Raw genomic sequence first — 22,788 nt, 5'->3', positions numbered from 1 at the left:
GCGCCAGGCGCCCCGTTGCGTGCTTGCGGCCAACCTTACAGCGTCAGGCCACCGGTTACTTCGATGGCGGCGCCGTTGATGTAGCTTGCTTCGTCGGAAGCCAGCCAGGCGTACACGTTGGCGATTTCTTCCGGTTGCGCCATACGCTTCATCGGCACCTTGTCTTCCATGGCCTGGATCACTTTTTCCGGCATGGACTTCAGGATCGGGGTGGCCACGAAGCCCGGGCATACCGCGTTGGCGCGAATGCCCTTCTTGCCCAGTTCCTTGGCCCAGGTCTTCACGAAGCCGATCACGCCGAACTTGGAAGCCGCGTAGTTGGTCTGGCCGAAGTTGCCGTACACACCCACCACGGAGGAGGCGTTCAGGATCACGCCGGCGCCCTGCTCGATCATGGTGTCCACCACTGCCTTGGTGCAGTTGTAGACGCCCTTCAGGTTGATGTCGATTACCTTGTCGAACTGGTCATCGTTCATCTTGATCAGCTGGGCATCCATGACGATACCGGCGTTGTTGACCAGCACGTCAATGCGGCCGAACTGGCTTTTCAGCGCGCCAACCATGTCGGCAATCTGGGCCTTGTCGGTTACGTCAACCTTGTAGCCTACTGCCTCGGCACCGCTGGCCTTCAGTTCTTCCACCACGGCATTCACCGCATCCAGATTGATATCGCACACTGCGACAATCGCGCCTTCCTTGGCGAATTTTTCAGCAGTGGCCTTACCGATACCACTGGCACCACCGGTAATGATGGAGACTTTCCCTTTCAAGCGCATAATTCTTCCTTTGCTGATTTGCAGGCGACCCGTTAGTCGACCGGCCTATCCTCCACCACCGACCTTCGAGATAACTATCCCGGTTCGTATCTGTCTTTTTATTTGTTATGCTGGTTGACTAGCGCAATTTATTGCACCGCACAACCTATCGTGCGGTGCAATATAGCGCATGGTTGCCGCGAAGGTAAAGTAATCGCTCCAGCCACTTTACCGGCACTGTCAGTGGTGTGGTAAGCAAGGCGCAACATGCAAAAAGGGTGGCTTTCGCCACCCTTTTTGCATACCGCATGAAGACTTATTCCAGGCCCTTGCTGGCCAGGTAGTCCTCGTAGTTGCCGGTGTAGTAGTCGTAACCGCCCTTGCCATCCAGTTCGATGATGTGGGTGGCCAGCGAGCTGACGAACTGACGATCGTGCGACACGAACAGCAAGGTGCCCTTGTACTTCTCCAGCGCCATGTTCAGTGCTTCGATGGATTCCATGTCCATGTGGTTGGTCGGTTCATCCATGATCATCACGTTCGGCTTCTGCAGGATCAGCTTGCCGTACAGCATGCGGCCCTTCTCGCCACCGGACAGTACGCGCACGGCCTTGTCCACATCGTTGCTGCCGAACAGCAGGCGGCCCAGCGTGCCGCGGATCACCTGCTCGTCGTCGCCTTCCTGGCCCCACTCGCGCATCCACTCGGTCAGCGTGCTGTCGCTATCGAAGTCGGCTTCGTGATCCTGGGCAAAGTAGCCTACCTGCGCCTTTTCCGCCCACTTGATGCTGCCGCGATCGGCGGTCACGCCTTCGGCGAACGGCGCTTCGAATGCGCCGGCCAGCAGTTTCACCAGCGTGGATTTACCGGCACCGTTGGGGCCGATGATGGCCAGGCGTGCGCCGGCTTCCAGGATGAAATTCACATTCTTGAACAGCACCTTGTCGCCATAGCCCTTGTCCACGCCGGCCACGTCCACCGCCTGGCGGTGCAGCTTCATCTTGTCGTCCACTTCGAAGCGCACGAACGGGCTCTGACGGCTGGACGGCTTCACTTCCACCATGTCGGCCTTCAGCTTGTCCACCTGCTTCAGACGACTGGTGGCCTGGCGGGCCTTGGACTTGTTGGCCGAGAAGCGAGCCACGAATTCCTGCAGTTCCTGGATGCGTTCCTTGGCCTTGGCGTTGGAGCTGAGCTGACGTTCACGCGCCTGGGTGGAGGCGATCATGTAGTCGTCGTAGTTACCCGGGTAGATGCGGATGGTGTTGTAGTCCAGATCCGCCATGTGGGTGCACACTTCGTTCAGGAAGTGGCGATCGTGCGAAATGATGATCATGGTGGAGTTGCGCTCGTTCAGCACATGCTCCAGCCAGCGGATGGTGTTGATGTCCAGGTTGTTGGTCGGTTCGTCCAGCAGCAGGATGTCCGGGTTGGAGAACAGCGCCTGCGCCAGCAGTACGCGCAGTTTCCAGCCGGGAGCCACTTCGCTCATCGGGCCGAAGTGCTGCTCCACCGGAATGCCCACGCCCATCAGCAGTTCGCCGGCACGCGCCTCGGCAGTGTAGCCGTCGTACTCGGCGAACTTGGCTTCCAGTTCGGCGGCACGCATGTAATCGTCTTCGGTGGCTTCCAGGTTGGCGTAGATCGCATCGCGCTCGCTCATCGCCGCCCACATTTCCACGTGACCCTGCAGCACCACGTCGAGTACGCGCTGGTCTTCGTAGGCAAACTGGTCCTGGCGCAGCTTACCCAGGCGCAGGCCGCTTTCGATCGCGACTTCACCGCTGGTCTGCTCCAGGTCGCCACCCAGGATTTTCATGAAGGTCGATTTGCCGGAACCGTTGGCGCCGATCAGGCCATAGCGGTTGCCCTCGCCGAATTTCACGGAAACCTTGTCGAAAAGCGGCTTGGCGCCGAACTGCATGGTAATGTTGCTTGTCGTAATCACGCTGCTAATTCCTTATACCAGTCTCTAGTTGTGTACCGGAAAACCGTGCATTTTAGCACAAAGCACCCAACTATCAGAGGCTTGCGTGCGTTACGTATTGCTTGCGCCCGGTAAGCGGAATTCCGCTACAATCAGCCATCTCCATTCAACTTTATCCAGATAGGCAGACCCATGCTCACCGGCAGCCTTGTTGCACTGGTCACCCCGATGTTCGAGGACGGCCAGGTCGATTACCAATCGCTCAATCGTCTCGTAGATTTCCACATTGCCAACGGTACCGACGGTATCGTGGCAGTCGGCACCACCGGCGAATCCGCCACCCTGGGCGTGGAAGAGCACATCAAGGTCGTCGAGGCCGTGGTGAAACATGCGGCTGGCCGCGTGGCAGTAGTGGCCGGCACCGGCGGCAACTCCACCGCCGAAGCCATCGAACTGGCCCGCCTGGCCAAGGGTGCCGGCGCCAGCCACACCCTGTCGGTAGTCCCCTACTACAACAAGCCGACCCAGGAAGGCATCTACCAGCACTTCCGCGCCATCGCCGAAGCGGTGGACATTCCGGTGATCCTGTACAACGTACCGGGCCGTACCGTGGCCGATATGAGCAACGACACCGCCCTGCGCCTGGCACAGATCGACAACATCGTTGGCCTCAAGGATGCCACCGGTGACATCGGCCGCGCCTGCGACCTGGTGCTGCGCGCACCGGCCGACTTCGCGCTGTACTCCGGCGACGACGCCACCGGCATGGCCTTCATGCTGTGCGGCGGCCATGGCGTGATCTCGGTGACTGCCAACGTTGCCCCGCGCCTGATGAGCGACCTGTGCAAGGCCGCCCGCGCCGGCGAAACCCAGACCGCCCGCAAGCTCAACGACAAGCTGCAAGGCCTGCACAAGCAGCTGTTCGTGGAGCCGAACCCGATTCCGGCCAAGTGGGCCATGCATCGCATGGGCCTGATGCCAGCAGGCCTGCGCCTGCCACTGACCCCGCTGGGCACCGGTTCCGTGCCCGTTGTAGAAGCCGCCATGCGTCAGGCTGGCGTTCTGTAACCAGTTGAACATGCCAATGAACAAGACCCTGATTACCGGCCTGCTGTGTGCGGGCCTGCTGTCCGCCTGCGCCAGCAGCACGCCGGACAACAAGTACGAATTCAAATCCGAGAACCCGAAAGCCAAGTCCGGCCTGGAAGTACCGCCGGATCTGACCCAACCCAGTCAGCAGGATCGCTACCCGCTGCCGACCAGCACCAGCGCCCTGGCGCAACAGCAGGCAGCAACCGTTATGGCAGGCAAGACCGCCGGCCAGCAGATGCAGCCATCCAATGCCACGCTCGAACGCGCCGGCAGCCAGCGCTGGGTAAGCGTCAGCGGCAAATCTCCGGCCGAACTGTGGCCGCTGCTGAAGGCCTTCTGGCAGGACAACGGCTTCGTTATCCAGTCCGAAGACCCGGAAATCGGCTACATGGAAACCGACTGGGCGGAAAACCGCGCCAAGCTCGGCACCAGCACGCTGCGCAACCTGCTGGAAAACATCGGCATCGGCTCGGCCATGTCCACCCCGGAACGCGACCGTTTCCGTATCCGCGTAGAAAAAACCGCCAACGGCACCGATGTGTTCTTCACCCATCGCGGCATGTACGAGATCTACATCGACGAGCGGAAGGATGAAACCCGCTGGCAGCCGCGTCCGGCCGACCCGGAACTGGAAGCCGTGTTCCTGGAACGCTTCCTGGTTCGCCTGGGTATCGATGAAAAAGTCGCCGCCCAGAGCACCGCCGCGCTTGCCACCACCCCACAGGTGGGCAGCAAGGCCCACCTGGAAAACGGCAGCATCCTGCTGGATGACAGCTTCGACCGCGCCTGGCGCCGTGTCGGCCTGGCACTGGAGCACAACGGCCTGGCCATTACTGATCGTGACCGCTCCACTGGCGTCTACTTTGTCACCCCGGCCGCCGACGATGCCGCCAAGGCCAATGAAAAGCCTGGCTTCTGGAGCAGCCTGTGGGGCAGCAACAAGACCAGCAGCGGCAACAATCGTCCGACCCTGCGCGTACAGCTGACCGCCCAGGGCGACAGCAAGGTGAAGGTTGACCTGCAAGGCGATGGCAACAGCCAATTACCGAGCAAGGACAAAGACCAACTGCTGAAAAAGATGGCTGCCGAACTCAACTGAGCCAGGTTCCCGCCATAAAAAAAGCCCGCAGCTGCGGGCTTTTTTTCATGCTGCTGACAAAGAGCCTGATCCACACCCTGGCCGGCCGGCAAAATCGGGACATGCCCGCCAGGCAATTGAATCGACAGCCATTCCATTTACACAGCAAAACTCTCTCACGATACGGAAGGGCTTTGCCAACACGCAAAAAAGCCCGCAACAGCGGGCTTTTTTACATCGCAACGACTTGCCGGCAACTCGTTGCGGCAAAAGAAAAACCGGCCCGTGGGCCGGTTTTTCCTGCAATCACAAAAGTGATTACTGAGCAGCGGAAGCAGCCGGAGCGGAAGCAGCAGCCGGAGCGGAAGCTTCAGCAGCCGGAGCGGAAGCCGGAGCGGCTGCCGGAGCGGAGGCTTCAACGGCCGGAGCGGAAGCTTCTACCGGAGCTTCTTGTTTTTTGCCGCAAGCGGACAGAGCAACGGCCAGCAGGGCAGCAACGATAAGCGACTGTTTCATTTGTTTATTACCTTTGAAAGTAAGTTGAACAAGACGTCTGGTTCACTATCTTCTCAGCAAAAGCGCTTACTGAAGAAAGCAGTGGAGATACTGTCAGTGGGCGAGATTGTAGCACGAATAAAATTGCTGAAAAGGGGGTGAGAAGTAATTTATTGCAGATATTTCGTGTCCAAATGTTGCATCGCAATAAACAGACACCGTGCAGCTACTCGCCCCGCCTCGCCTTCTTCGCTTTCGATCCCGCGAAATTATTGGCATGTTACCCCAATCCACCCGCCATTGGTAGCGGATGCCACCAGCCGGTGAGGTAGCCTTCATAGAGTGTGGGCAACATCGTGTCGGTAAGCTCGCTTGCAGGCAGCTTGCGTGCATTAGCGAAATGTTGCCATGCCGCCAGGTCTTTCGGTTCACATTCCAACACACTTCCGTTGCAGTACAGCATGTCATTGTAATAAAGAATCTGACTCTTCAGATCCAGCATCACGCCATGTTGTTGTACCAGTTCAACAAACTCGTCCTCGTCCAGTTCCTCTTCCGGCGCATCGTAAAATACGTGCGGCTTGGGCTCGGTCAGGTAGTGGCCAAGAAAATCGGCCACTGCGCTGTCGTCCCAGCGGATCTCGCGCAGGATGCGGCCAACCTGTTGCACCATTTCTTCACCGATACGCGCCGGGTCCTGCTGGCGCAGCAGGTCCGGGTCGGCATATCTGCCTTCCATGCAAATCCTGTCCTGCAGGTAAACCAGGAATTCCGTCGTCAGTTCCTGCGCTGTCGGCGCCCTGAAGCCGATGGAATAAGTCATGCCCGGCTCCAGCGCCACGCCGTGGTGCGCGCAGCGGGGCGGCAGGTACAGCATGTCGCCATGCTCCAGGATGAATTCCTGCTCCGGCTGGAAATCCTGCAGCACCTTGATGGGCGCATCCTCGATGAAACGCTCGTCCTGCTGGGTGGATATCTGCCAGCGCTTGCGCCCGCCCACCTGTAGCAGGAATACATCATAGGAATCGAAATGCGGGCCGACGGTACCGCCGGGCGGCGCGTAGCTGATCATCAGGTCGTCCAGCCGCGCATAGGGAATAAAGTCGAAACGCCACAGGATGTCGGCGATATGCGGCAGGTGGTGGTTGACGTTCTGCACCAGGATGGTCCAGTCGCTCGCCGGCAGGCGCTTGAAGCGCGATGGGCGGAACGGCCCCCGCTCCAGCTTCCACTGCCCGTTGCGGTATTCGATCAGGCGTGACTCCACGTCCTCCTGGCAGGCAAGGTCGGACAGCACGGCAAAGTCGGCCAGTTCGCCCACATCTTGCAGGGCACCGCGAATCAGCAACGGCTGTTTGTGCCAGTAGTCGCGCAGGAAGGTTTGGGCACTCATGCCGCCCAGCAGGTCAATCGGTTTCATGGCAATTTCTCGTTGTGCCATCAGGCAATGGTTTACAATATCAGCAGCATTTTCGCAGGAGTCTGCCGCATCTGCCGCCCTGGCGGTCTGTGATGCCGCAAACTTCCCTTCATTTTTTCTTACGACGGTACAGCCTCATGCAAATCGTTAAAAACTCGGTCGTAACCCTCCATTACGAGATGTACGACGCCGATAACAACCTGCTCGACAAGACTGAAGAGCCGATCGCCTACCTGCATGGCGGCTACGATGGCATCTTCCCGATGGTGGAAGAGGCGCTGCACGGCAAGGCCGTTGGCGAGTCCGTTACCGTAACCATGAGCCCGGACGATGCCTTCGGCGAGCCGGAAGAAGAGCTGATCCGCGTTGAGCCGCTGGACGCGCTGCCGGAAGATGCCCAGGTTGGCATGATGTTCGAAGCCGACGATCCGGAAACCGGCGACATCATCCTGTTCCGCGTCACCGACGTGGCTGACGGCAAAGCCGTGCTGGATGGCAACCATCCGCTGGCCGGCCTGACCATCCGCTTCGTGGCCACCGTGGCCGAAGTACGCGCGGCTACCCAGGACGAAATCACCCACGGCCATGCCCACGGCGAGCACGGCCACCACCACTAAGCCGCAAGGCTGGTGAATAGAACGGGGCTCAGGCCCCGTTTTTGTTTTGTCGCCACGCCCGTGCGGCCAACAGCAGCACCAGCAGGTTGTAGCCAGCATAAGCCTCATTGGGCACCCGCAGGCACAGCCGCCATGCTGCCAGCGCGGCAGACAACAGCAGCAAAGCATTCAGCAACGTGTGCAGCCCCGGCAGAGCCCGCTCCGGCACACGTCCGGCAAGCGCCGCCACTGCATAACCCACCGCCGCACCGGCCAGCACATCCAGCGGCCAATGTACGCCGATAGCCAAGCGCGACAGGCATACCAGCGCCACCAGGGCTAGCCCGCCCCAAGACCAGCCACGCCCACCCTGCGGCCACAGCCCTGCCAGCAGCGCCACCGCGATGGCATGGCCGGACGGAAACGAGCCATTACCCGGCAGCACATCCAGCAAATGCACACTGCCAGCCGGCAGCACCAGCGGTGGCCGCGGCATCGCAAACGCTGCCTTCAGCATGATGGCCGCGGCGATCCCCAGCAGTACCGCCAGCGTGTAACGCGGCAGGCGCGCCGGTTCTCTCGTCACCAGCCACAGCAGCACGGCAATCACCAGCGGCCATTCGCCAAACATGCTGAGGCCGCGCCACACCACGCCCGGCAGCAGCTGTGCCGCATGATGCACGGCCAGAAACAGCACCTGATTTTGCCCGCTTGCGGCCAACAGCAGGGCCAGCAGCCCCCACAGCAGCGCCATGCGGCTTGCGCTCACGCCAGCTGCCCCAGGGTAACGCGGTCATTGCCTGCCAGATCCGGCAACGTTGCCACCTGCACAAAACCGGCATACACCAGCAAGGCGCGGCAAGCTGCACCCTGATCGTAGCCATGTTCCAGCAGCAGCCAGCCGCCAGGCAGCAACCTTGCCGGCGCCGCGGCGACGATGGCGCGCAGGCAATCCAGGCCGTCGTTTTCGTCGGTCAGCGCCATGCGCGGCTCGAAGCGTACATCGCCTTCGTCCAGGTGGTGATCGTGCTGCTCAATATACGGCGGGTTGCTGACGATGGCGTCGAATCGCTCCCCAGCCGGCAACGGCGCCAGCCAGCTGCCGTGATGGAACGCAACCTGCGCGCCAAGCCTGGCGGCGTTGCCGCGCGCTACCTGTAGCGCATCGGCGGAAAGGTCAACGGCGGCCACCTGCCACTGCGGTGCTTCCAGCGCCAGGGTGCAGGCAATGATGCCGCTGCCGGTGCCCAGGTCCACCACCCGCGCCGGGCGCATGCGGCCAACCTTGGCTAGCGTGGCCTCCACCAGGTGCTCGGTTTCCGGGCGCGGGATCAGTACCGCCGGCGTCACCGCGAACTCGCGGCCGTAGAACTCGCGCGCTCCCAGCAGGTAGGCTACCGGCTCGCCGGCCAGGCGCCGTGCGGCCAAGGCGCTGAACGCCTGCCATTGCTCGGCACTCAGCTCATCATGCGCGGCGGACACCATGGCGGCATGGCTCAGCCCGGTTACCTGCGCCAGTAGCAGCCGCGCCTCCAGGCGCGGCAGATCGAAATGGCGCAGGGCCTGATTGATGCTCGGCATGGTTTACAACAGGAACAGGCTGGCCAGGCCAAGGAAAATGAAAAAGCCGCCGGAATCGGTGCAGGCGGTGATCAGCACGCTGGAGCCCACCGCCGGGTCACGCCCGAAGCGTTCCATGGTGATAGGAATCAGCACCCCCATGGTGGCTGCCAGCATCAGGTTCAGCGTGGTGGCCGCCATCATCACCAGCCCCAGGGCGAAGTTGCGGTACAGCATCCAGGCCAGCAGGCCGAGCATGCCGCCCCACAACATACCGTTGATCACGCTGACGCCCAGCTCCTTGCGCCACAGGCGGCGCGCCTGCCCGGGCTGCAGCTGCCCTACCGCCAGCGCACGCACGATCATGGTAATGGTCTGGTTGCCGGAGTTACCGCCGATGCCGGCCACGATGGGCATCAATGCGGCCAACGCCACCAGCCTGGCGATGGAGCCTTCGAAGGCGCCGATCACGCGGCTGGCCACGAAGGCGGTGCACAGGTTGATGGCCAGCCACGACCAGCGGTTCTTCAGCGAATCGACCACCGGTGCGAACAGGTCTTCCTGCTCTTTCAGGCCGGCGAGGTTCAGTGCCTCGGTGTCGGACTCCTCGCGGATCACGTCCACCATCTCGTCCACGGTCAGGCGGCCGATCAGCACGCCCTTGTCGTCCACCACCGGCGCGGTCACCAGGTCGTAGCGCTCGAAGGCCAGTGCCGCATCGGCAGCTTCTTCTTCCGGGCTGAAGGTCACCACTTCGGTTGCCATGATGTCGGCCACCTTGGCTTCCGGGTCGGACACCAGCAGTTTGCGCACCGGCAGCACACCCATCAGCGCGCCCTGCTCGTCCACCACGAAAATCTTGTCGGTCTGGTGCGGCAGCTCGTCGAAGCGGCGCAGGTAGCGCAGCACCACCTCGCAGCTCACGTCGGCGCGGATCTTCACCAGGTCGAAGTCCATCAGCGCCCCAACCTGGCTTTCCTGGTAGGACAGCGCCGACTGCAGCTGCTGGCGTTCTTCCTCGTCGAGGCCGCCCATCACCTCGTACACCACCTGGCGCGGCAGGTCGGCGGCAAGGTCGGCCAGCTCGTCGGCATCCAGCTGCTCTGCCGCGGCCACCAGCTCGTGCTGCTCCATCGCCTCGATCAGCGATTCGCGCACCGCATCGGACACCTCCAGCAGGATATCGCCCTCGTCCTCGCTGGCCACCAGGTCCCACACCATCAGGCGTTCGTCCAGCGGCAGTGCTTCCAGGATGTAGGCGATATCGGCCGGGTGCAGCGCCCGCAGCTTGTGCTCCAGCTCGGACAGGTTCTGCTTGTGTACCAGCGATTCCACCAGGTCGTGCCGCGGCATCTCCTGGCGATGGACGAGATCTTCCACCAGGTGCTGGCGCTCGATCAGGCGCTGCACCTGTAGCAGGTTTTCCTGCAGACGATCGGTAGGTTGCTTCTTGTCGACAACCGTCATGCACGTCTCCTTCCGCCCCAGGCGGAAAGCGCGACAGCACTCCGGCAAAAGGCGGGGTTATTGGTCAGCCAGACTGGCTGTTAAAAAGTCGGAATAGTGAAAACTGGGTAAGTCCATGAGTTCAACCGCGCTCCTTGCGCAGCCATCACGAAAAGTGGCCGGATTGTATCACGGCGTAGGGGCCGCTCGCTTAATGATTGATGACAAAAAGACGCCACCGGCATGCCGGTGGCGTCGGGATTCCTGCCGTGCTGATGACGCCGCGCTTACGGTGTATCGGCAAACGACATGCGCCGCTGGATGATGCGCGTCTTGCGCGCCAGCCCCGGTGCATTGCGGTGCTCGTCGTAGAAGCGCGGGTTGGGCACCATGGCGGCCAGCTTGGCAGCCTGCGATGCCGACAGCCGGGCGGCACTGCTGCGGTAGTAGTAGCGCGAGGCGGCTTCGGCGCCGAACACGCCATTACCCCACTCGATCACGTTGAGGTAGATCTCGAAGATGCGGCGCTTGTCCAGCACCTTCTCCAGCATCACCGTGATGGCGGCCTCCTCCAGCTTGCGCCACGGCGTTTTCCTGCTGGACAGGAACAGGTTCTTCGCCAGTTGCTGGCTGATGGTGGAACCACCGGCCACGATGCGCCCCTGCTTGATGTTCTTGTCGAAGGCCGCCTCGATGCCGTCCCAGTCGAAGCCTTCGTGATCGACGAACTTGGCATCCTCGGCGGCAATCAGCGCCCGCTTGAGGTTGCCGGAGATGTGTTCGTACGGCACCCACTTGTGGCGCAACTCGGCATTGGGGTCATCTTCCTGCAGCTTGGCCAGCTGTTCGTTCATGAACGCACTGGCCGACGGGTTGTGATCACGCCAGTAGACGATGTGCCCGAGGATCCACAGGTTGTACAGAAAAAGGGCGGCCAACAGCACCGCCCCGATACGGAATACCCAGCGCAGCACGTTAAGCCAGGACCTCGCGCAGCATATTGGTTACCTTGCGGGTATCCGGTTGCACGCCGCGCCAGATGCGGAAAGATTCCGCCGCCTGCTCTACCAGCATGCCCAGGCCATCGGCCAGCATGCCGCTGTGCTCGGCCTGCGCCCGGCGCAGGAAGGGGGTGAGACCGCGGCTGTACACCATGTCGTACGCCAGCGAACGGCCGCTGAAGATGCCGGCCGGAATCGGTGGCAGCTCGCCGGACAGGCTGGTGGAGGTACCGTTGATCACGATATCGAACTGCTGGCCGGCCAGTGCCTCGTAACCGCAGGCCACGATCTGGCCCAGTTCGCGGAACTGGTGCGCCAGCGCATCGGCCTTGATCACGGTGCGGTTGGCAATGGTCACGCTAGCCGGCTTTTCCGCCAGGATGGCCGGCAGCACGCCACGCACGGCACCGCCGGCGCCCAGCAGCAATACACGCTGGCCGGCAATGGGCACATCCAGGTTTTCCACGATGTCGCGCACTAGGCCAACGCCGTCGGTGTTGTCGCCATACACCTTGCCATCACGGAAGCTCAGCGTGTTCACCGCCTCGGCCAGACGCGCGTTTTCGGATACCTCATCGGCAAAACGGAAAGCGTCGCCCTTGAACGGCAGGGTAACGTTGAGGCCCTTGCCATCGGCGGCAACGAAGGCGGATACCACCTCGTCGAACTTGCCCAGGTCGGCAAACAGCTTCTCGTACTGCAGCACCTGGCCGGTGGCATTGGCGAATTCGGTATGAATGAACGGAGACTGGCTGTGCGAGACAGGATTTCCGATGACGGCGTAACGATCGTTCATGCTTAACATCTTCCGATAAGGGTAATTGGGCAAGCCGGTGGCAGCCGCTTGGCCGAAGGCACACTTTGCCTTGTCGGCCAGGAAACTGCAACCGTTGCCCGGCCTTGATCTCAGCCCTGCATCCAGGGCAGGCCGCCCGCCTTCCAGCCGTTGACCTTGCCGCGATGCTGCTCGCTGTCGCGATCGCCCTCGAAGCCTTCCAGAATGTTGTACACCTCGCGGTAGCCGGCGGCTGCGGCCAACTTGGCGGCTTCGTCGCTGCGCGCGCCGGAACGGCAGATGAACATCACGGTGGCATCCTTGGCCACCTGCACCTCCAGCTGCGGTACGAACTGGGCATTGGGCACCATGCCGGGGAAGGTGCGCAGCTCCACGCGCACCGCTTCCGGCACCACGCCGACGAACTGCCACTCGGCTGCGCTGCGCACATCGACAATCACGCAGTTGGGCAGCCCCTGGCGCACCGCCCAGGCCTCGGCCGGCAGCAGGGCGCCACTATAGGTAAGGCCAAGCTGGGCGCCGCGTTCGTGCGCCTTGGCCAGCAGGTTTTCTACGCTCATGTTGCATTCCTTATAACGCGACCGGCACTGCCGGTATGTGGGTGGGCTGTCATCGGGACATCACAGTGCTACCTGCATGATAATGTCTGTCGTCATGGTGCGTGCAACTGCTGCTGCGCCCGTGCCAATGCACCAACATGGCGCACAACTTATACGCCACGCTTTAATTTGGTGCAGCATAATGGTGCCAAGGCCGGCAAGCCGGCAAAAACGCCCGTAAACAGTACTGTCACAATCTGGCACGCTTCATGCTTTAGACCAGGCACACCTGTATCGAGTGCCTCAAATTTGATCCACGGCACATTGCTTTCTCACTAGGAGACATCCATGGCGGTTGCAGACGTAGTCAAGCTGATCCAAGACAACGACGTTAAATTCGTAGACCTGCGCTTTACCGACACAATGGGTAAAGAACAGCACGTAACCATTCCGGCACACGTTCTGCTGGAAGATGCCGACGAATGGTTCGAGCGCGGCCACGCCTTCGATGGCTCCTCCATCGGCGGCTGGAAAGGCATTCAGGCCTCCGACATGCTGCTGATGGCCGATGCGGCCACCGCCAAGATCGACCCGTTCTTCGACGAGCCGACCGTATTCATGAGCTGCGACGTGATCGACCCGGCCGATGGCAAGGGTTACGACCGCTGCCCGCGCTCGGTTGCCAAGCGCGCCGAAGCCTACCTGAAGGCATCCGGCATTGGTGACACCGCCTTCTTTGGTCCGGAACCGGAATTCTTCGTGTTCGACAGCGTGACCTGGGGCACCGACATGTCCGGCACCTTCGTGAAGATCAAGTCCGAAGAAGCTGCCTGGGCCTCCGCCGAAGAATTCGAAGGTGGCAACACCGGTCACCGTCCGGGCGTCAAGGGCGGCTACTTCCCGGTACCGCCGGTAGATTCCGGCCAGGATCTGCGCTCCGCCATGGTGCTGCTGCTGGAAGAACTGGGCGTACCGGTTGAAGTGCACCACCACGAAGTGGCTACCGCCGGCCAGATGGAAATCGGCACCAAGTTCAGCACCCTGACCCAGCGCGCTGACTGGACCCAGGTTCTGAAGTACGTGATCCACAACGTGGCCCACAGCTACGGCAAGACCGCCACCTTCATGCCGAAACCCATCGTTGGCGACAACGGCTCCGGCATGCACGTACACCAGTCGATCTGGAAAGACGGCAAGAACCTGTTCGCCGGTGACGGCTACGCCGGCCTGTCCGATACCGCCCTGTACTACATCGGCGGCATCATCAAGCACGCCAAGGCACTGAACGCCATCACCAACCCGGGCACCAACTCCTACAAGCGTCTGGTTCCGCACTACGAAGCACCGGTGAAACTGGCCTACTCCGCCAAGAACCGTTCCGCTTCCATCCGCATCCCGCACGTGGCCAACCCGAAAGGCCGTCGTATCGAGGCGCGCTTCCCGGATCCGCTGGCCAACCCGTACCTGTGCTTCTCCGCACTGCTGATGGCCGGCCTCGACGGTATCCAGAACAAGATCCACCCGGGCGATGCAGCCGACAAGAACCTGTACGACCTGCCGCCGGAAGAAGACAAGCTGATCCCGACCGTGTGCGCGTCGCTGGATGAAGCCCTGGCTGCGCTGGACGCAGACCGCGAGTTCCTGACCCGCGGCGGTGTGTTCTCCAACGAGTGGATCGACGCCTACATCGAACTGAAGATGAAGGAAGTGAACCTGACCCGCATGACCACCCACCCGGTGGAATTCGCGATGTACTACTCGCTGTAAAAGCGTACTCACGATCCAGCGAGCAAAGGTGAGACAAGGCGAAAACGGCTGAGGAAGCGGAGTTGACATGCAGTCAATGAGCATTCCGAAGCCGGTTTCAACGCGGTATCGCCGACGCGCAGCAGATCGTGAACCGATGCCAAGCGACTCGACCCCGCTTTGCAGCTTGATCAGACCCGCACCGGCAACGGTGCGGGTTTTTTCATGCCGCTGCGGCCAACATGACGCCGCACGGCCGATTGACTATCATCGCAGCAGAACCTATCCGTTTGCCGCTCATGCCACGTCTTCTTTCCGCCCTGCTGTTGGCCGCACTGTGCGGCCCCGCTGCCGCCGACACCATCTACAAGTACGTCGATGCGGACGGGCACGTCACCTTCACCAACGTGCCGCGCCCCGGCGCCAAGGTACTGATGCTGTCGCCCAACGGCAGCAGCAGCCGTCCGCGCAAGAAAAACGCCAGCGCCGGCACCTCCTCCGACAATGCCGGCATTCCGGCCATCGACCCGGGCACCCAGAAACAGCGCGACGTGGGCCGCCGCCGCATCCTGGAGAACGAACTGGCCAATGAGCGCAAGGCGTTGGCCCAGGCGCGCACCGCCTTGCAGGATGCGCAGCAGAAAACCGGCACCAGGCCGGAGCAGCTGCAACGCTTCAGGGACGAAGTCACCGACCGCGAGCGCAATATTGACGCACTGAACAAGGAACTCGGCGGCTAGATGCACTAAAATAGTGCACATAAGGCCGTCGCACCGTTTTGCGGCAGCCCGTGGGCAGGCTTGCTTCTTGCTAGGAGCCGCTAACAAAACCTCGCAGTGAACCTGAGCCAAGGCGCGCCGACGCAGACAGTACCAGTCGTACCGCAAGGAGGCGCCACGCAGGATCAGGGGTTTTGTTAGCGGCTCTAACAGCCTGTCACACCAACATCGGGCATCTGTCACATGACAACACATCCCTATTCCGGGCTGGAACTGCTCGACACGCCGGTGCTGATCGTCGAGCGCGGCGGCCAGCTGTATTACGCCAACCCGGCGTGCGAAAACCTGCTGGGCATCAGTCACAAGGAGCTGAAGAAGCTCACGCTGTACGAACGCTTCCACAACAACAAGGCACTGCGCAATGCGGTGCAGATGGCGCTGGATCATGCCGGCAGCTTCATCGAACACGACCTGGAACTGCAGACCGAAAGCGGCGAGCCCATCCACGTCGGCCTCACCGTCACCCCCATCGACAGCCCGCCGCGGCTGGCACTGCTGGAAATCCGCCCCATCGACCAGCAGCTGCGCATCGTCAACGAAGAGCGCCACCTGCTGCAGCTGCAGGCCAACCGCGAGCTGATCCGCAATCTGGCGCATGAAATCAAGAACCCGCTGGGCGGCATCCGCGGCGCAGCGCAGCTGCTGGAACACGAAATTGCCGACCGCCCGGAGCTGCTGGAATACACCGGCGTGATCCGCGAGGAGGCGCTGCGCCTGCAGCACCTGGTGGATCGCCTGCTGGCACCGCACCGCCGCCACGTGGCCAGCGACGTGAACATCCACGAAGTGCTGGAGCGGGTGCGCAGCATCCTGCTGGCCGAGTACCCGCAAGGGCTGGACATCCGCCGCGACTACGACATCAGCCTGCCACTGTTGGCCGCAGACAAGGAACAGCTGATCCAGGTGGTGCTGAACATCGGCAAGAACGCGGTGCAGGCGATGAAGGGCCATGGCGAGATCATTCTGCGCAGCCGGGTGGCGCGCCAGGTCACGCTGGCACGCAAGCGACATAACCTGGCACTGAAATTGCAAATCATCGATAACGGCCCCGGCATTCCGGAGGAAATCCGCGAACACGTGTTCTACCCGCTGATCACCGGACGCGCCGAGGGCACCGGCCTGGGGCTGACCCTGGCACAGACCTTCGTGCACCAGCACGGCGGCACCATCGAATTCGACTCCCGCCCCGGCAACACCTGCTTCACCGTGCTGCTGCCGTTCGGCCCGGATCAATAAACCAAAGGCAAACGCATGACGCAAACTGTCTGGATCATCGACGACGACAAAGCCATCCGCTGGGTACTGGAAAAGTCCCTGGCGCGCAGCGGCATTGCCTATACCAGCTTCCCCACCGCCGACGACGCGCTGAACGCGCTGTATGACATCACCCCCAGCGTCATCATCAGCGACATCCGCATGCCGGGCACCGACGGGCTGAAATTCCTCGCCAAGGTCAAGCAGGAGCACCCGGATCTGCCGGTGATCGTGATGACCGCGCATTCCGATCTCGATTCTGCGGTAGCGGCGTTCCAGGGCGGCGCCTTCGAGTACCTGCCCAAGCCGTTCGACGTGGATCAGGCAGTGGCACTGATCGAGCGCGCGCTGGCGGAAAGCCGCAGCGCCGACAACGGCGACGAAGCGGCGGTGGACATGCCCACCCTGCTGGGCCAGGCGCCGGCGATGCAGGATGTGTTCCGCGCCATCGGCCGCCTTAGCCAATCCAGCGTCACCGTGCTGATTACCGGCGAATCCGGCTCCGGCAAGGAGCGGGTGGCCGAGGCGCTGCACCGCCATTCGGTGCGCGCCGGCAAACCCTTCATCGCGCTGAACACCGCCGCCATTCCCAAGGATCTGCTGGAATCGGAGCTGTTCGGCCACGAAAAAGGCGCCTTCACCGGCGCGCTGGGCACCCGCCGCGGCCGCTTCGAAGAGGCCGAGGGCGGCACGCTGTTCCTCGATGAAATCGGCGACATGCCTACCGAGCTGCAGACCCGCCTGCTGCGCGTGCTGTCCGACGGCCATTTCTACCGCGTGGGCGGCCACACCCCGATCAAGGCCAATGTGCGCGTGATCGCCGCCACCCACCAGAACCTGGAGGAACACGTCAAACAGGGCAAATTCCGCGAGGACCTGTACCACCGCCTGAACGTGATCCGCCTGCGCCTGCCGCCGCTGCGCGAGCGCAGCGAGGACATTCCCCTGCTCACCCGTCACTTCCTAGCGCGCAGTGCGGCCAACCTTGGCGTGGAGCCCAAACGCCTGACCGACGCCTCGATGGAGCTGGTGCGCCACTACCCCTTCCCCGGCAACGTGCGGCAGCTGGAAAACCTATGCCAGTGGATCACGGTGATGGCGCCGGGGCAGACGGTGGAAGTCTCCGACCTGCCGCCGGAATTCCGCAGCGACGCCGCCAGCCCGGTTACCGACAGCCCGACCCTGGCCGCAGCGCTGGGTGGCAGCCCGCTGCCGCTGGCAACACCGGCCAGCCTGCCGGCAGGCGACTGGATGCAGCTGCTGGCGCTCGAAGTCAGCCAGCGCCTGGCCGCCGGCGAAACCGGCATCATCGACGACCTCACCGCGCGCTTCGAAAGCACCTGCATCAAGAGCGGCCTGGCCCACACCGGCGGGCGCAAGGTGGAAGCGGCACAGCTCCTGGGCTGGGGCCGCAACACTCTCACCCGCAAGATCCAGGAACTGGGCCTGGAGCACGGAGCGGAATGATGCGCATCCTGGAACTGCAGCAGATCGACGCCGACCAGCTGGCACAGCTGGTGGCACTGCTGCGGGACTGCGTGCACGGCGGCGCCTCGGTGGGCTTCCTCGCGCCACTGTCCGGCAAGGAAGCCAGCCGCTACTGGCAGCAGCTGGCGCGCGAGCTGCATCTGGACAGCCTGCGCTGCTGGGTGGCGCTGTACGACGGCCAGATCGTCGGCAGCGTACAGCTGTCGCTGTGCGGCAAGGCCAACGGCCGCCACCGTGGCGAAATCCAGAAGCTGCTGGTGCACAGCGCACATCGCGGCCGCGGCATTGCCGGCCGCCTGATGCAGGCGGCGGAACAGGCCGCGCGCAACGTTGGCCGCACGCTGCTGGTGCTGGACACCGACAGCGAATCGGTGGCGGCCAGCCTCTACCCGCGGCTGGGCTGGCTACCGGCCGGCGACATCCCGCACTACGCCGCCAGCCCGGACGGCCAGCTGCACGCAACGCGCTACTTCTACAAACAGCTCGGTTAAAAAAACCTCGCGAGACAAGGCGACAGCGTGAGGGTGCGGAATTGACGTGCAGTCGATGCGCATCACCAGGTCGGATGCAACGCCGTATCGCCGAGCAGATCGCAAGTGCTCAACCGGCCAGCACACTCAGGCCCGGCAAGTTGGCAAAGCTCTGCTCACCCACGGTGCGCAGAAAATCCTGCATATACCCCAGCGCCGCATCGTCGCTGCGTAGCGCGGCATACAGCTCGCTCTGCAGCCCGGCCTCGCCGATACGCGCGCTGCGCACGTAGCCGCGCTCCAGGTAGGGCTGCACCGCCCAGTACGGCAGCGCCGCCACGCCGCGCCGGCTGGCCACCAGCTGGATGATGGCGATGGTCAGCTCCGAACTGCGCCGCGCCGGGTTCACCCCCGCCGGCTTCAGCACCTTGCGCATCAGCTCCAGCATCGTATCCGGCACCGGATACTGGATCAGCGTTTCGCTAGCGAAATCCTCGGCCTGCCACACCGGTTTGCCGGCCAGCGGGTGGTCATTGGCCATGATCAGTACCATCTCGTAGGCGAACAACGGCTGATAGCTCACGCCATCCAGCGGCTCCGCCTCCGAGGTAATCGCCAGATCGGCGCGCCGCGTCAGCAGCAGCCCCACCGGGTCGGCGTGGAAGCCGGAGACGATGTCCAGCTCCACCTCTGGCCAGTGGCGGCGGAAGGCGTCCATCGCCGGCATCAGCCAGTCGAAACAGGTATGGCACTCCACTGCGATGCGCAACTCACCGGCCTCGCCCTCGCGCAAGCGCACAATGTCGCGCTCCGCCGCGGCAATGCGCGCCGCCACCTCACGCGCCAGCGTCAGCAGGCGCTCGCCGGCCGGGGTGAAGCGCAGCGGCTGCGTCTTGCGCTCGAACAGCGCCAGCCCATAGTGCTCCTCCAGCGCCTTCAGCTGATGAGACAGCGCCGACTGGGTAAGAAACACCCGCTTGGCCGCCTGCGACACGCTGCCGGTTTCCGCCAGCGCCAGCAGGGTTTTCAGATGGCGCAGCTCCAGCAAGGTTTGCGACATGAATCATCCTCATGTTGAATCATAAAATAATGAAATTGCCTCATGATTTTAAGTATCGCATGCTGGATGCACAACATTAATCAAACAAGGCATTCCACATGAGCCACATTCACCTTTTGGGTTTTCCCCGCATCGGCGCCAGGCGCGAATTGAAATTCCTGGTCGAGAAATTCTGGAACAACAAAATCGATGACGCTGCGCTGCAGGCTGGTGCACGCGAGCTGCGCCAGAAGCACTGGCTGCTGCAAAAAGGCGCCGGCCTCGACATCAGCCCGGTAGGCGACTTCTCGCTGTACGACCAGGTGCTGGACGCGCAGCTGCTGGTGGGTGCCATTCCGCGCCGCTTCGGCTTTGACGCCGCCACGTTGAGCAGTGCGCAGTACTTCCAGCTGGCACGCGGCAACCAGCAACAGCACGCGCTGGAAATGACCAAGTGGTTCGATACCAACTACCACTACCTGGTGCCGGAATGGCATGCCGACACCACCTTTGCGGCCAACCCCGCCCCGCTGCTGGCCCAGATAGCCGAGGCACGGGCGCTGGGCATCCAGGCCAAGCCGGTGCTGCTGGGCCCGCTGACCCTGCTGTGGCAGGGCAAGGCCAAGCAGACCGGCTTCGACCGCCTAGCGCTGCTGCCGGCGCTGCTGGCCACTTATCAACAACTGCTGGCCGCGCTGCACACCGCCGGAGTGCAGTGGGTGCAGATCGATGAGCCGATCCTGAGCCTGGATCTGCCGCAAGCCTGGTTGGACGCACTAGCCGACAGCTACCGCCAGCTGGCGCAAAGCCCGCTCAAGCTGCTGCTGGCCACCTACTTCGGCGATGTTTCCGCGCATGCCGCGCTGCTGAAGGCGCTGCCGGTGGCCGGCCTGCACCTGGACCTGGTGCGCGCACCGCAGCAGCTGGCCGCCTTCCTGCAGGGTTGGCCGCAAGACAAGGTGCTGTCCGCCGGCCTGATCGACGGCCGCAATATCTGGCGGGCGGATCTCGAAGCCGTACTGCAGCAAGCCGAAGCGCTACGCGCCCGGCTGGGCGAGCAGCTGTGGCTGGCGCCCAGCTGCTCGCTGCTGCACAGCCCGTTCGATCTGGCGCAGGAGATCAAACTGGATGTGGACCTGAAAAGCTGGCTGGCCTTCGCGGTACAGAAGGTCAACGAACTGAAACTGCTCAAACGCGGCCTGATGCAGGGGCGCGCCAGCATCGACAACGAACTGACCGCCAGCAACTTCGCCCGCGAGCAGCGTCGCAGCAACCCGCGCATCCACCGCGCCGCCGTGGCCAGCCGCCTGGCCAGCCTGCCGCCGCACAGCGATCGCCGCGCCAGCCCCTACTCGGTGCGCGCCGCGGCACAGGCCAGCTGGCTCAAGCTGCCGCTGCTGCCCACCACCACCATCGGCTCCTTCCCGCAGACCGCGGACATCCGCGCCGCACGCGCCGCCTTCAAACGAGGTGAAATCGATGCGGCCAACTATGAAACGGCAATGAAGGCGGAAATCGAACTGGTGATCCGCAAGCAGGAGGCACTGGATATCGACGTGCTGGTGCACGGCGAAGCCGAGCGCAACGACATGGTGGAATATTTCGGCGAGCAGCTGGACGGCTTCGCCTTCACCGAATACGGCTGGGTGCAAAGTTATGGCAGCCGCTGCGTGAAGCCACCCGTCATCTACGGCGATGTGGCGCGCCCGCAGCCGATGACCGTCCACTGGGCCGTGTACGCGCAAAGCCTCACCAGCCGCCCGGTAAAAGGAATGCTCACCGGCCCGGTGACCATTCTGCAATGGAGCTTCGTGCGCAACGACCTGCCGCGCAGCGAGGTATGCCGCCAGATTGCGCTGGCCATCAACGACGAAGTACTGGATCTGGAAAACGCCGGCATCAAGGTGATCCAGATCGACGAGCCGGCGGTGCGCGAGGGGCTGCCGCTGAAGCGTGGCGACCGGGACGCCTACCTCGCCTGGGCCGGCGAAGCCTTCCGCCTGTCCTGCGCCGGCGTGGATGACAGCACCCAGATCCACACCCATATGTGCTACTCAGCGTTCGGCGACATTCTGCCGGCCATCGCCGCGCTGGATGCCGACGTGATCACCATCGAAACCTCGCGTTCCGACATGGAACTGCTGCGCGACTTCGGCAGCTTCCACTACCCGAACGAGATCGGCCCCGGCGTGTACGACATCCACAGCCCGCGCCTCCCCGGCGAAAACGAGCTGGAAAAACTGCTGGCCAAGGCGCTGGACGTGATCCCGGCCCGCCGCCTGTGGGTGAACCCGGACTGCGGCCTGAAAACCCGCGGCTGGCCGGAGGTGGAAACCGCGCTGCAAACCATGGTCAACGTTACCAAGCGCCTACGGCAGCAACTCACCACCAGCGTCTGATCCTCCCGCTGACAAGCCAAACGCCCGCCTGCCTCGCAGCGGGCGTTTTCGCATGCCCATTCGCGCGGTAGAATCCGCGGCAAGCAACTCACCGCCAGGACCCATTTCATGACTAGCGAACTGCAAATCGAAGACATCGTGCCAGGCGACGGCAAGGCCGTGGTCAAGGGCGCGCTGATCACCACCCACTACACCGGCTACCTGGAAGACGGCAGCAAGTTCGACTCCTCCCACGACCGCGGCAAGGCGTTCCAGTGCGTAATCGGCACCGGGCGAGTGATCAAGGGCTGGGATATCGGCATGATGGGCATGCAGGTAGGCGGCAAGCGCAAACTGTACGTGCCGGCCCACCTCGCCTACGGCGATCGCCAGATCGGCGCCCACATCAAGCCGGGCAGCAACCTGATATTCGAGATCGAACTGCTGGAAGTGCTGACCCGCGACGATTGACGGGTTCTACCCGATCGAAACGACAAAGCCCGCATACGCGGGCTTTTTGTTTGATTGATGCGAGTCCGCGGCCAACGTTGGCCGCAAGGGTCGCGGGGGTGGTGTCGTCAGGCTGGGAGTGCGGGCGGTGCGGTGGAGCTGGCCCCACGCCGCAAAGCACAAAGCCCAGCTTGATTTCTCAAGCTGGGCTTTCTGTGGGGGAGTCTGGCGGTGTCCTACTTTCACACGGGTATCCGCACTATCATCGGCGCTGAGGCGTTTCACGGTCCTGTTCGGAATGGGAAGGCGTGGGACCACCTCGCTATGGCCACCAGACATAAACTGTCATCAAACTGTCGAAGCCTTACCAAGCTGTCTTTCTTTAGCTTGGCCGGTAGAATCTTGTATCTCGCACACACCCTATTTGTTGTCACTTCGCTTGCGCAAAGCACCTCAAATGATAGAGTCAAGCCTCACGA

At 62.6% G+C, this 22,788-nt stretch carries 21 protein-coding genes and 1 rRNA gene; 11 read left to right on the top strand and 11 right to left on the bottom strand.

The window, feature by feature from the left end; genetic code table 11:
• Positions 1-35: 35 nt before the first annotated feature.
• The gene (fabG, locus tag PSELUDRAFT_RS09055; protein ID WP_088966535.1) at positions 36-776 is read right to left on the bottom strand and encodes a 3-oxoacyl-ACP reductase FabG; all 741 of its coding nucleotides are present in this window, start codon (positions 774-776) and stop codon (positions 36-38) included.
• Between the two features lie 295 nt (positions 777-1,071).
• Positions 1,072-2,703: an ABC-F family ATPase gene (locus PSELUDRAFT_RS09050; protein WP_088966534.1), complete on the bottom strand. Its 1,632-nt coding sequence runs from the start codon at positions 2,701-2,703 to the stop codon at positions 1,072-1,074.
• A 171-nt stretch (positions 2,704-2,874) separates the two neighbouring features.
• On the opposite strand from PSELUDRAFT_RS09050, the gene dapA reads away from it, so the two are divergent.
• From dapA to PSELUDRAFT_RS19340, 3 genes are read left to right on the top strand one after another with little or no spacing between them, the layout of a single operon-like run.
• Complete coding sequence (gene dapA / locus PSELUDRAFT_RS09045) at positions 2,875-3,750, top strand: 4-hydroxy-tetrahydrodipicolinate synthase (RefSeq protein WP_088966533.1); 876 nt, start codon at positions 2,875-2,877, stop codon at positions 3,748-3,750.
• A 16-nt stretch (positions 3,751-3,766) separates the two neighbouring features.
• Complete coding sequence (bamC, locus tag PSELUDRAFT_RS09040; protein ID WP_088966532.1) at positions 3,767-4,873, top strand: outer membrane protein assembly factor BamC; 1,107 nt, start codon at positions 3,767-3,769, stop codon at positions 4,871-4,873.
• 47 nt (positions 4,874-4,920) lie between these two features.
• Positions 4,921-5,355 carry a hypothetical protein gene (locus PSELUDRAFT_RS19340; protein ID WP_157725071.1) on the top strand — a complete coding sequence of 145 codons (435 nt, stop codon included), beginning with the start codon at positions 4,921-4,923 and terminating at the stop codon, positions 5,353-5,355.
• 272 nt (positions 5,356-5,627) lie between these two features.
• Here the strand turns inward: PSELUDRAFT_RS19340 and PSELUDRAFT_RS09030 are convergent, their stop codons facing one another.
• Entirely contained in the window at positions 5,628-6,767 is a 1,140-nt protein-coding gene (locus PSELUDRAFT_RS09030; protein WP_088966530.1) for a cupin domain-containing protein, read from the bottom strand.
• A gap of 137 nt (positions 6,768-6,904) precedes the next feature.
• Here PSELUDRAFT_RS09030 and PSELUDRAFT_RS09025 point away from each other — a divergent pair, with 137 nt between their 5' ends.
• Entirely contained in the window at positions 6,905-7,384 is a 480-nt protein-coding gene (locus PSELUDRAFT_RS09025; protein WP_088966529.1) for a peptidylprolyl isomerase, read from the top strand.
• Between the two features lie 28 nt (positions 7,385-7,412).
• On the opposite strand, the gene PSELUDRAFT_RS09020 is transcribed toward PSELUDRAFT_RS09025, so the two are convergent.
• The 6 genes from PSELUDRAFT_RS09020 to PSELUDRAFT_RS08995 all read right to left on the bottom strand — a co-directional run bounded on the left by PSELUDRAFT_RS09020 (position 7,413) and on the right by PSELUDRAFT_RS08995 (position 12,726).
• A complete protein-coding gene (locus PSELUDRAFT_RS09020) occupies positions 7,413-8,132 on the bottom strand; it encodes a phosphatase PAP2 family protein (RefSeq protein WP_157725070.1) in 720 nt (239 codons plus the stop codon).
• The gene (prmC, locus tag PSELUDRAFT_RS09015) at positions 8,129-8,944 is read right to left on the bottom strand and encodes a peptide chain release factor N(5)-glutamine methyltransferase (RefSeq protein WP_088966527.1); all 816 of its coding nucleotides are present in this window, start codon (positions 8,942-8,944) and stop codon (positions 8,129-8,131) included. Before prmC ends, PSELUDRAFT_RS09020 begins: the two co-directional genes overlap by 4 nt.
• A 3-nt stretch (positions 8,945-8,947) precedes the next feature.
• Positions 8,948-10,390 (bottom strand): magnesium transporter, encoded by a 1,443-nt coding sequence (gene mgtE / locus PSELUDRAFT_RS09010; RefSeq protein ID WP_088966526.1) that lies wholly within the window; start codon positions 10,388-10,390, stop codon positions 8,948-8,950.
• Between the two features lie 266 nt (positions 10,391-10,656).
• Positions 10,657-11,343 carry a monofunctional biosynthetic peptidoglycan transglycosylase gene (mtgA, locus tag PSELUDRAFT_RS09005; protein ID WP_179947581.1) on the bottom strand — a complete coding sequence of 229 codons (687 nt, stop codon included), beginning with the start codon at positions 11,341-11,343 and terminating at the stop codon, positions 10,657-10,659.
• A gap of 1 nt (position 11,344) precedes the next feature.
• Entirely contained in the window at positions 11,345-12,166 is an 822-nt protein-coding gene (gene aroE, locus PSELUDRAFT_RS09000) for a shikimate dehydrogenase (RefSeq protein ID WP_088966525.1), read from the bottom strand.
• Positions 12,167-12,276: 110 nt separating this feature from the next.
• On the bottom strand, positions 12,277-12,726 hold the full coding sequence (locus PSELUDRAFT_RS08995) for a rhodanese-like domain-containing protein (RefSeq protein ID WP_088966524.1): 450 nt from the start codon (positions 12,724-12,726) through the stop codon (positions 12,277-12,279).
• A gap of 327 nt (positions 12,727-13,053) precedes the next feature.
• Between PSELUDRAFT_RS08995 and glnA the strand changes: the two genes are divergently transcribed.
• The 5 genes from glnA (at position 13,054) to PSELUDRAFT_RS08970 (ending at position 18,463) form a co-directional block, all read left to right on the top strand.
• Positions 13,054-14,472, top strand: coding sequence for a type I glutamate--ammonia ligase (glnA, locus tag PSELUDRAFT_RS08990; RefSeq protein WP_088966523.1), 1,419 nt, complete (start codon positions 13,054-13,056; stop codon positions 14,470-14,472).
• 278 nt (positions 14,473-14,750) lie between these two features.
• Positions 14,751-15,191 (top strand): DUF4124 domain-containing protein, encoded by a 441-nt coding sequence (locus tag PSELUDRAFT_RS08985; RefSeq protein ID WP_088966522.1) that lies wholly within the window; start codon positions 14,751-14,753, stop codon positions 15,189-15,191.
• A 222-nt stretch (positions 15,192-15,413) separates the two neighbouring features.
• Positions 15,414-16,466 (top strand): nitrogen regulation protein NR(II), encoded by a 1,053-nt coding sequence (gene glnL, locus PSELUDRAFT_RS08980; RefSeq protein WP_088966521.1) that lies wholly within the window; start codon positions 15,414-15,416, stop codon positions 16,464-16,466.
• A 15-nt stretch (positions 16,467-16,481) separates the two neighbouring features.
• Positions 16,482-17,951: a nitrogen regulation protein NR(I) gene (gene ntrC, locus PSELUDRAFT_RS08975; protein ID WP_088966520.1), complete on the top strand. Its 1,470-nt coding sequence runs from the start codon at positions 16,482-16,484 to the stop codon at positions 17,949-17,951.
• Positions 17,948-18,463 (top strand): GNAT family N-acetyltransferase, encoded by a 516-nt coding sequence (locus PSELUDRAFT_RS08970; RefSeq protein ID WP_088966519.1) that lies wholly within the window; start codon positions 17,948-17,950, stop codon positions 18,461-18,463. The genes ntrC and PSELUDRAFT_RS08970 overlap by 4 nt, the downstream gene beginning before the upstream one ends.
• A gap of 109 nt (positions 18,464-18,572) precedes the next feature.
• Here PSELUDRAFT_RS08970 and PSELUDRAFT_RS08965 read toward each other — a convergent pair whose 3' ends face one another.
• Entirely contained in the window at positions 18,573-19,502 is a 930-nt protein-coding gene (locus tag PSELUDRAFT_RS08965) for a LysR family transcriptional regulator (protein WP_088966518.1), read from the bottom strand.
• Positions 19,503-19,600: 98 nt separating this feature from the next.
• On the opposite strand from PSELUDRAFT_RS08965, the gene metE reads away from it, so the two are divergent.
• Together metE and PSELUDRAFT_RS08955 are read left to right on the top strand one after the other, a co-directional pair.
• Positions 19,601-21,880 (top strand): 5-methyltetrahydropteroyltriglutamate--homocysteine S-methyltransferase, encoded by a 2,280-nt coding sequence (metE, locus tag PSELUDRAFT_RS08960; RefSeq protein WP_088966517.1) that lies wholly within the window; start codon positions 19,601-19,603, stop codon positions 21,878-21,880.
• Between the two features lie 108 nt (positions 21,881-21,988).
• Positions 21,989-22,330 carry an FKBP-type peptidyl-prolyl cis-trans isomerase gene (locus PSELUDRAFT_RS08955; RefSeq protein WP_088966516.1) on the top strand — a complete coding sequence of 114 codons (342 nt, stop codon included), beginning with the start codon at positions 21,989-21,991 and terminating at the stop codon, positions 22,328-22,330.
• 202 nt (positions 22,331-22,532) lie between these two features.
• Here PSELUDRAFT_RS08955 and rrf read toward each other — a convergent pair.
• Positions 22,533-22,645, bottom strand: a 5S ribosomal RNA gene (rrf, locus tag PSELUDRAFT_RS08950).
• Positions 22,646-22,788: the final 143 nt, after the last annotated feature.

Origin of the sequence: Vogesella sp. LIG4 (genome assembly GCF_900090205.1) — a bacterium.
GTDB lineage: Bacteria > Pseudomonadota > Gammaproteobacteria > Burkholderiales > Chromobacteriaceae > Vogesella.
The sequence above is the reverse complement of the archived record's forward strand: the minus strand, read 5'-3'. Positions and strand labels throughout refer to the sequence as shown.

Bases quoted from the DNA above. Each gene is read 5' to 3' on its own strand.
- PSELUDRAFT_RS08985 (WP_088966522.1), top strand. From the start codon at position 14,751: ATGCCACGTCTTCTTTCCGCCCTGCTGTTGGCCGCACTGTGCGGCCCC.
- mgtE (WP_088966526.1), bottom strand. From the start codon at position 10,390: ATGACGGTTGTCGACAAGAAGCAACCTACCGATCGTCTGCAGGAAAAC.
- PSELUDRAFT_RS09030 (WP_088966530.1), bottom strand. From the start codon at position 6,767: ATGAAACCGATTGACCTGCTGGGCGGCATGAGTGCCCAAACCTTCCTG.
- PSELUDRAFT_RS08965 (WP_088966518.1), bottom strand. From the start codon at position 19,502: ATGTCGCAAACCTTGCTGGAGCTGCGCCATCTGAAAACCCTGCTGGCG.
- PSELUDRAFT_RS08970 (WP_088966519.1), top strand. From the start codon at position 17,948: ATGATGCGCATCCTGGAACTGCAGCAGATCGACGCCGACCAGCTGGCA.
- ntrC (WP_088966520.1), top strand. From the start codon at position 16,482: ATGACGCAAACTGTCTGGATCATCGACGACGACAAAGCCATCCGCTGG.
- aroE (WP_088966525.1), bottom strand. From the start codon at position 12,166: ATGAACGATCGTTACGCCGTCATCGGAAATCCTGTCTCGCACAGCCAG.
- PSELUDRAFT_RS08955 (WP_088966516.1), top strand. From the start codon at position 21,989: ATGACTAGCGAACTGCAAATCGAAGACATCGTGCCAGGCGACGGCAAG.
- PSELUDRAFT_RS08995 (WP_088966524.1), bottom strand. From the start codon at position 12,726: ATGAGCGTAGAAAACCTGCTGGCCAAGGCGCACGAACGCGGCGCCCAG.
- glnL (WP_088966521.1), top strand. From the start codon at position 15,414: ATGACAACACATCCCTATTCCGGGCTGGAACTGCTCGACACGCCGGTG.
- PSELUDRAFT_RS09025 (WP_088966529.1), top strand. From the start codon at position 6,905: ATGCAAATCGTTAAAAACTCGGTCGTAACCCTCCATTACGAGATGTAC.
- dapA (WP_088966533.1), top strand. From the start codon at position 2,875: ATGCTCACCGGCAGCCTTGTTGCACTGGTCACCCCGATGTTCGAGGAC.
- fabG (WP_088966535.1), bottom strand. From the start codon at position 776: ATGCGCTTGAAAGGGAAAGTCTCCATCATTACCGGTGGTGCCAGTGGT.
- metE (WP_088966517.1), top strand. From the start codon at position 19,601: ATGAGCCACATTCACCTTTTGGGTTTTCCCCGCATCGGCGCCAGGCGC.
- PSELUDRAFT_RS19340 (WP_157725071.1), top strand. From the start codon at position 4,921: ATGCTGCTGACAAAGAGCCTGATCCACACCCTGGCCGGCCGGCAAAAT.
- bamC (WP_088966532.1), top strand. From the start codon at position 3,767: ATGAACAAGACCCTGATTACCGGCCTGCTGTGTGCGGGCCTGCTGTCC.
- glnA (WP_088966523.1), top strand. From the start codon at position 13,054: ATGGCGGTTGCAGACGTAGTCAAGCTGATCCAAGACAACGACGTTAAA.
- prmC (WP_088966527.1), bottom strand. From the start codon at position 8,944: ATGCCGAGCATCAATCAGGCCCTGCGCCATTTCGATCTGCCGCGCCTG.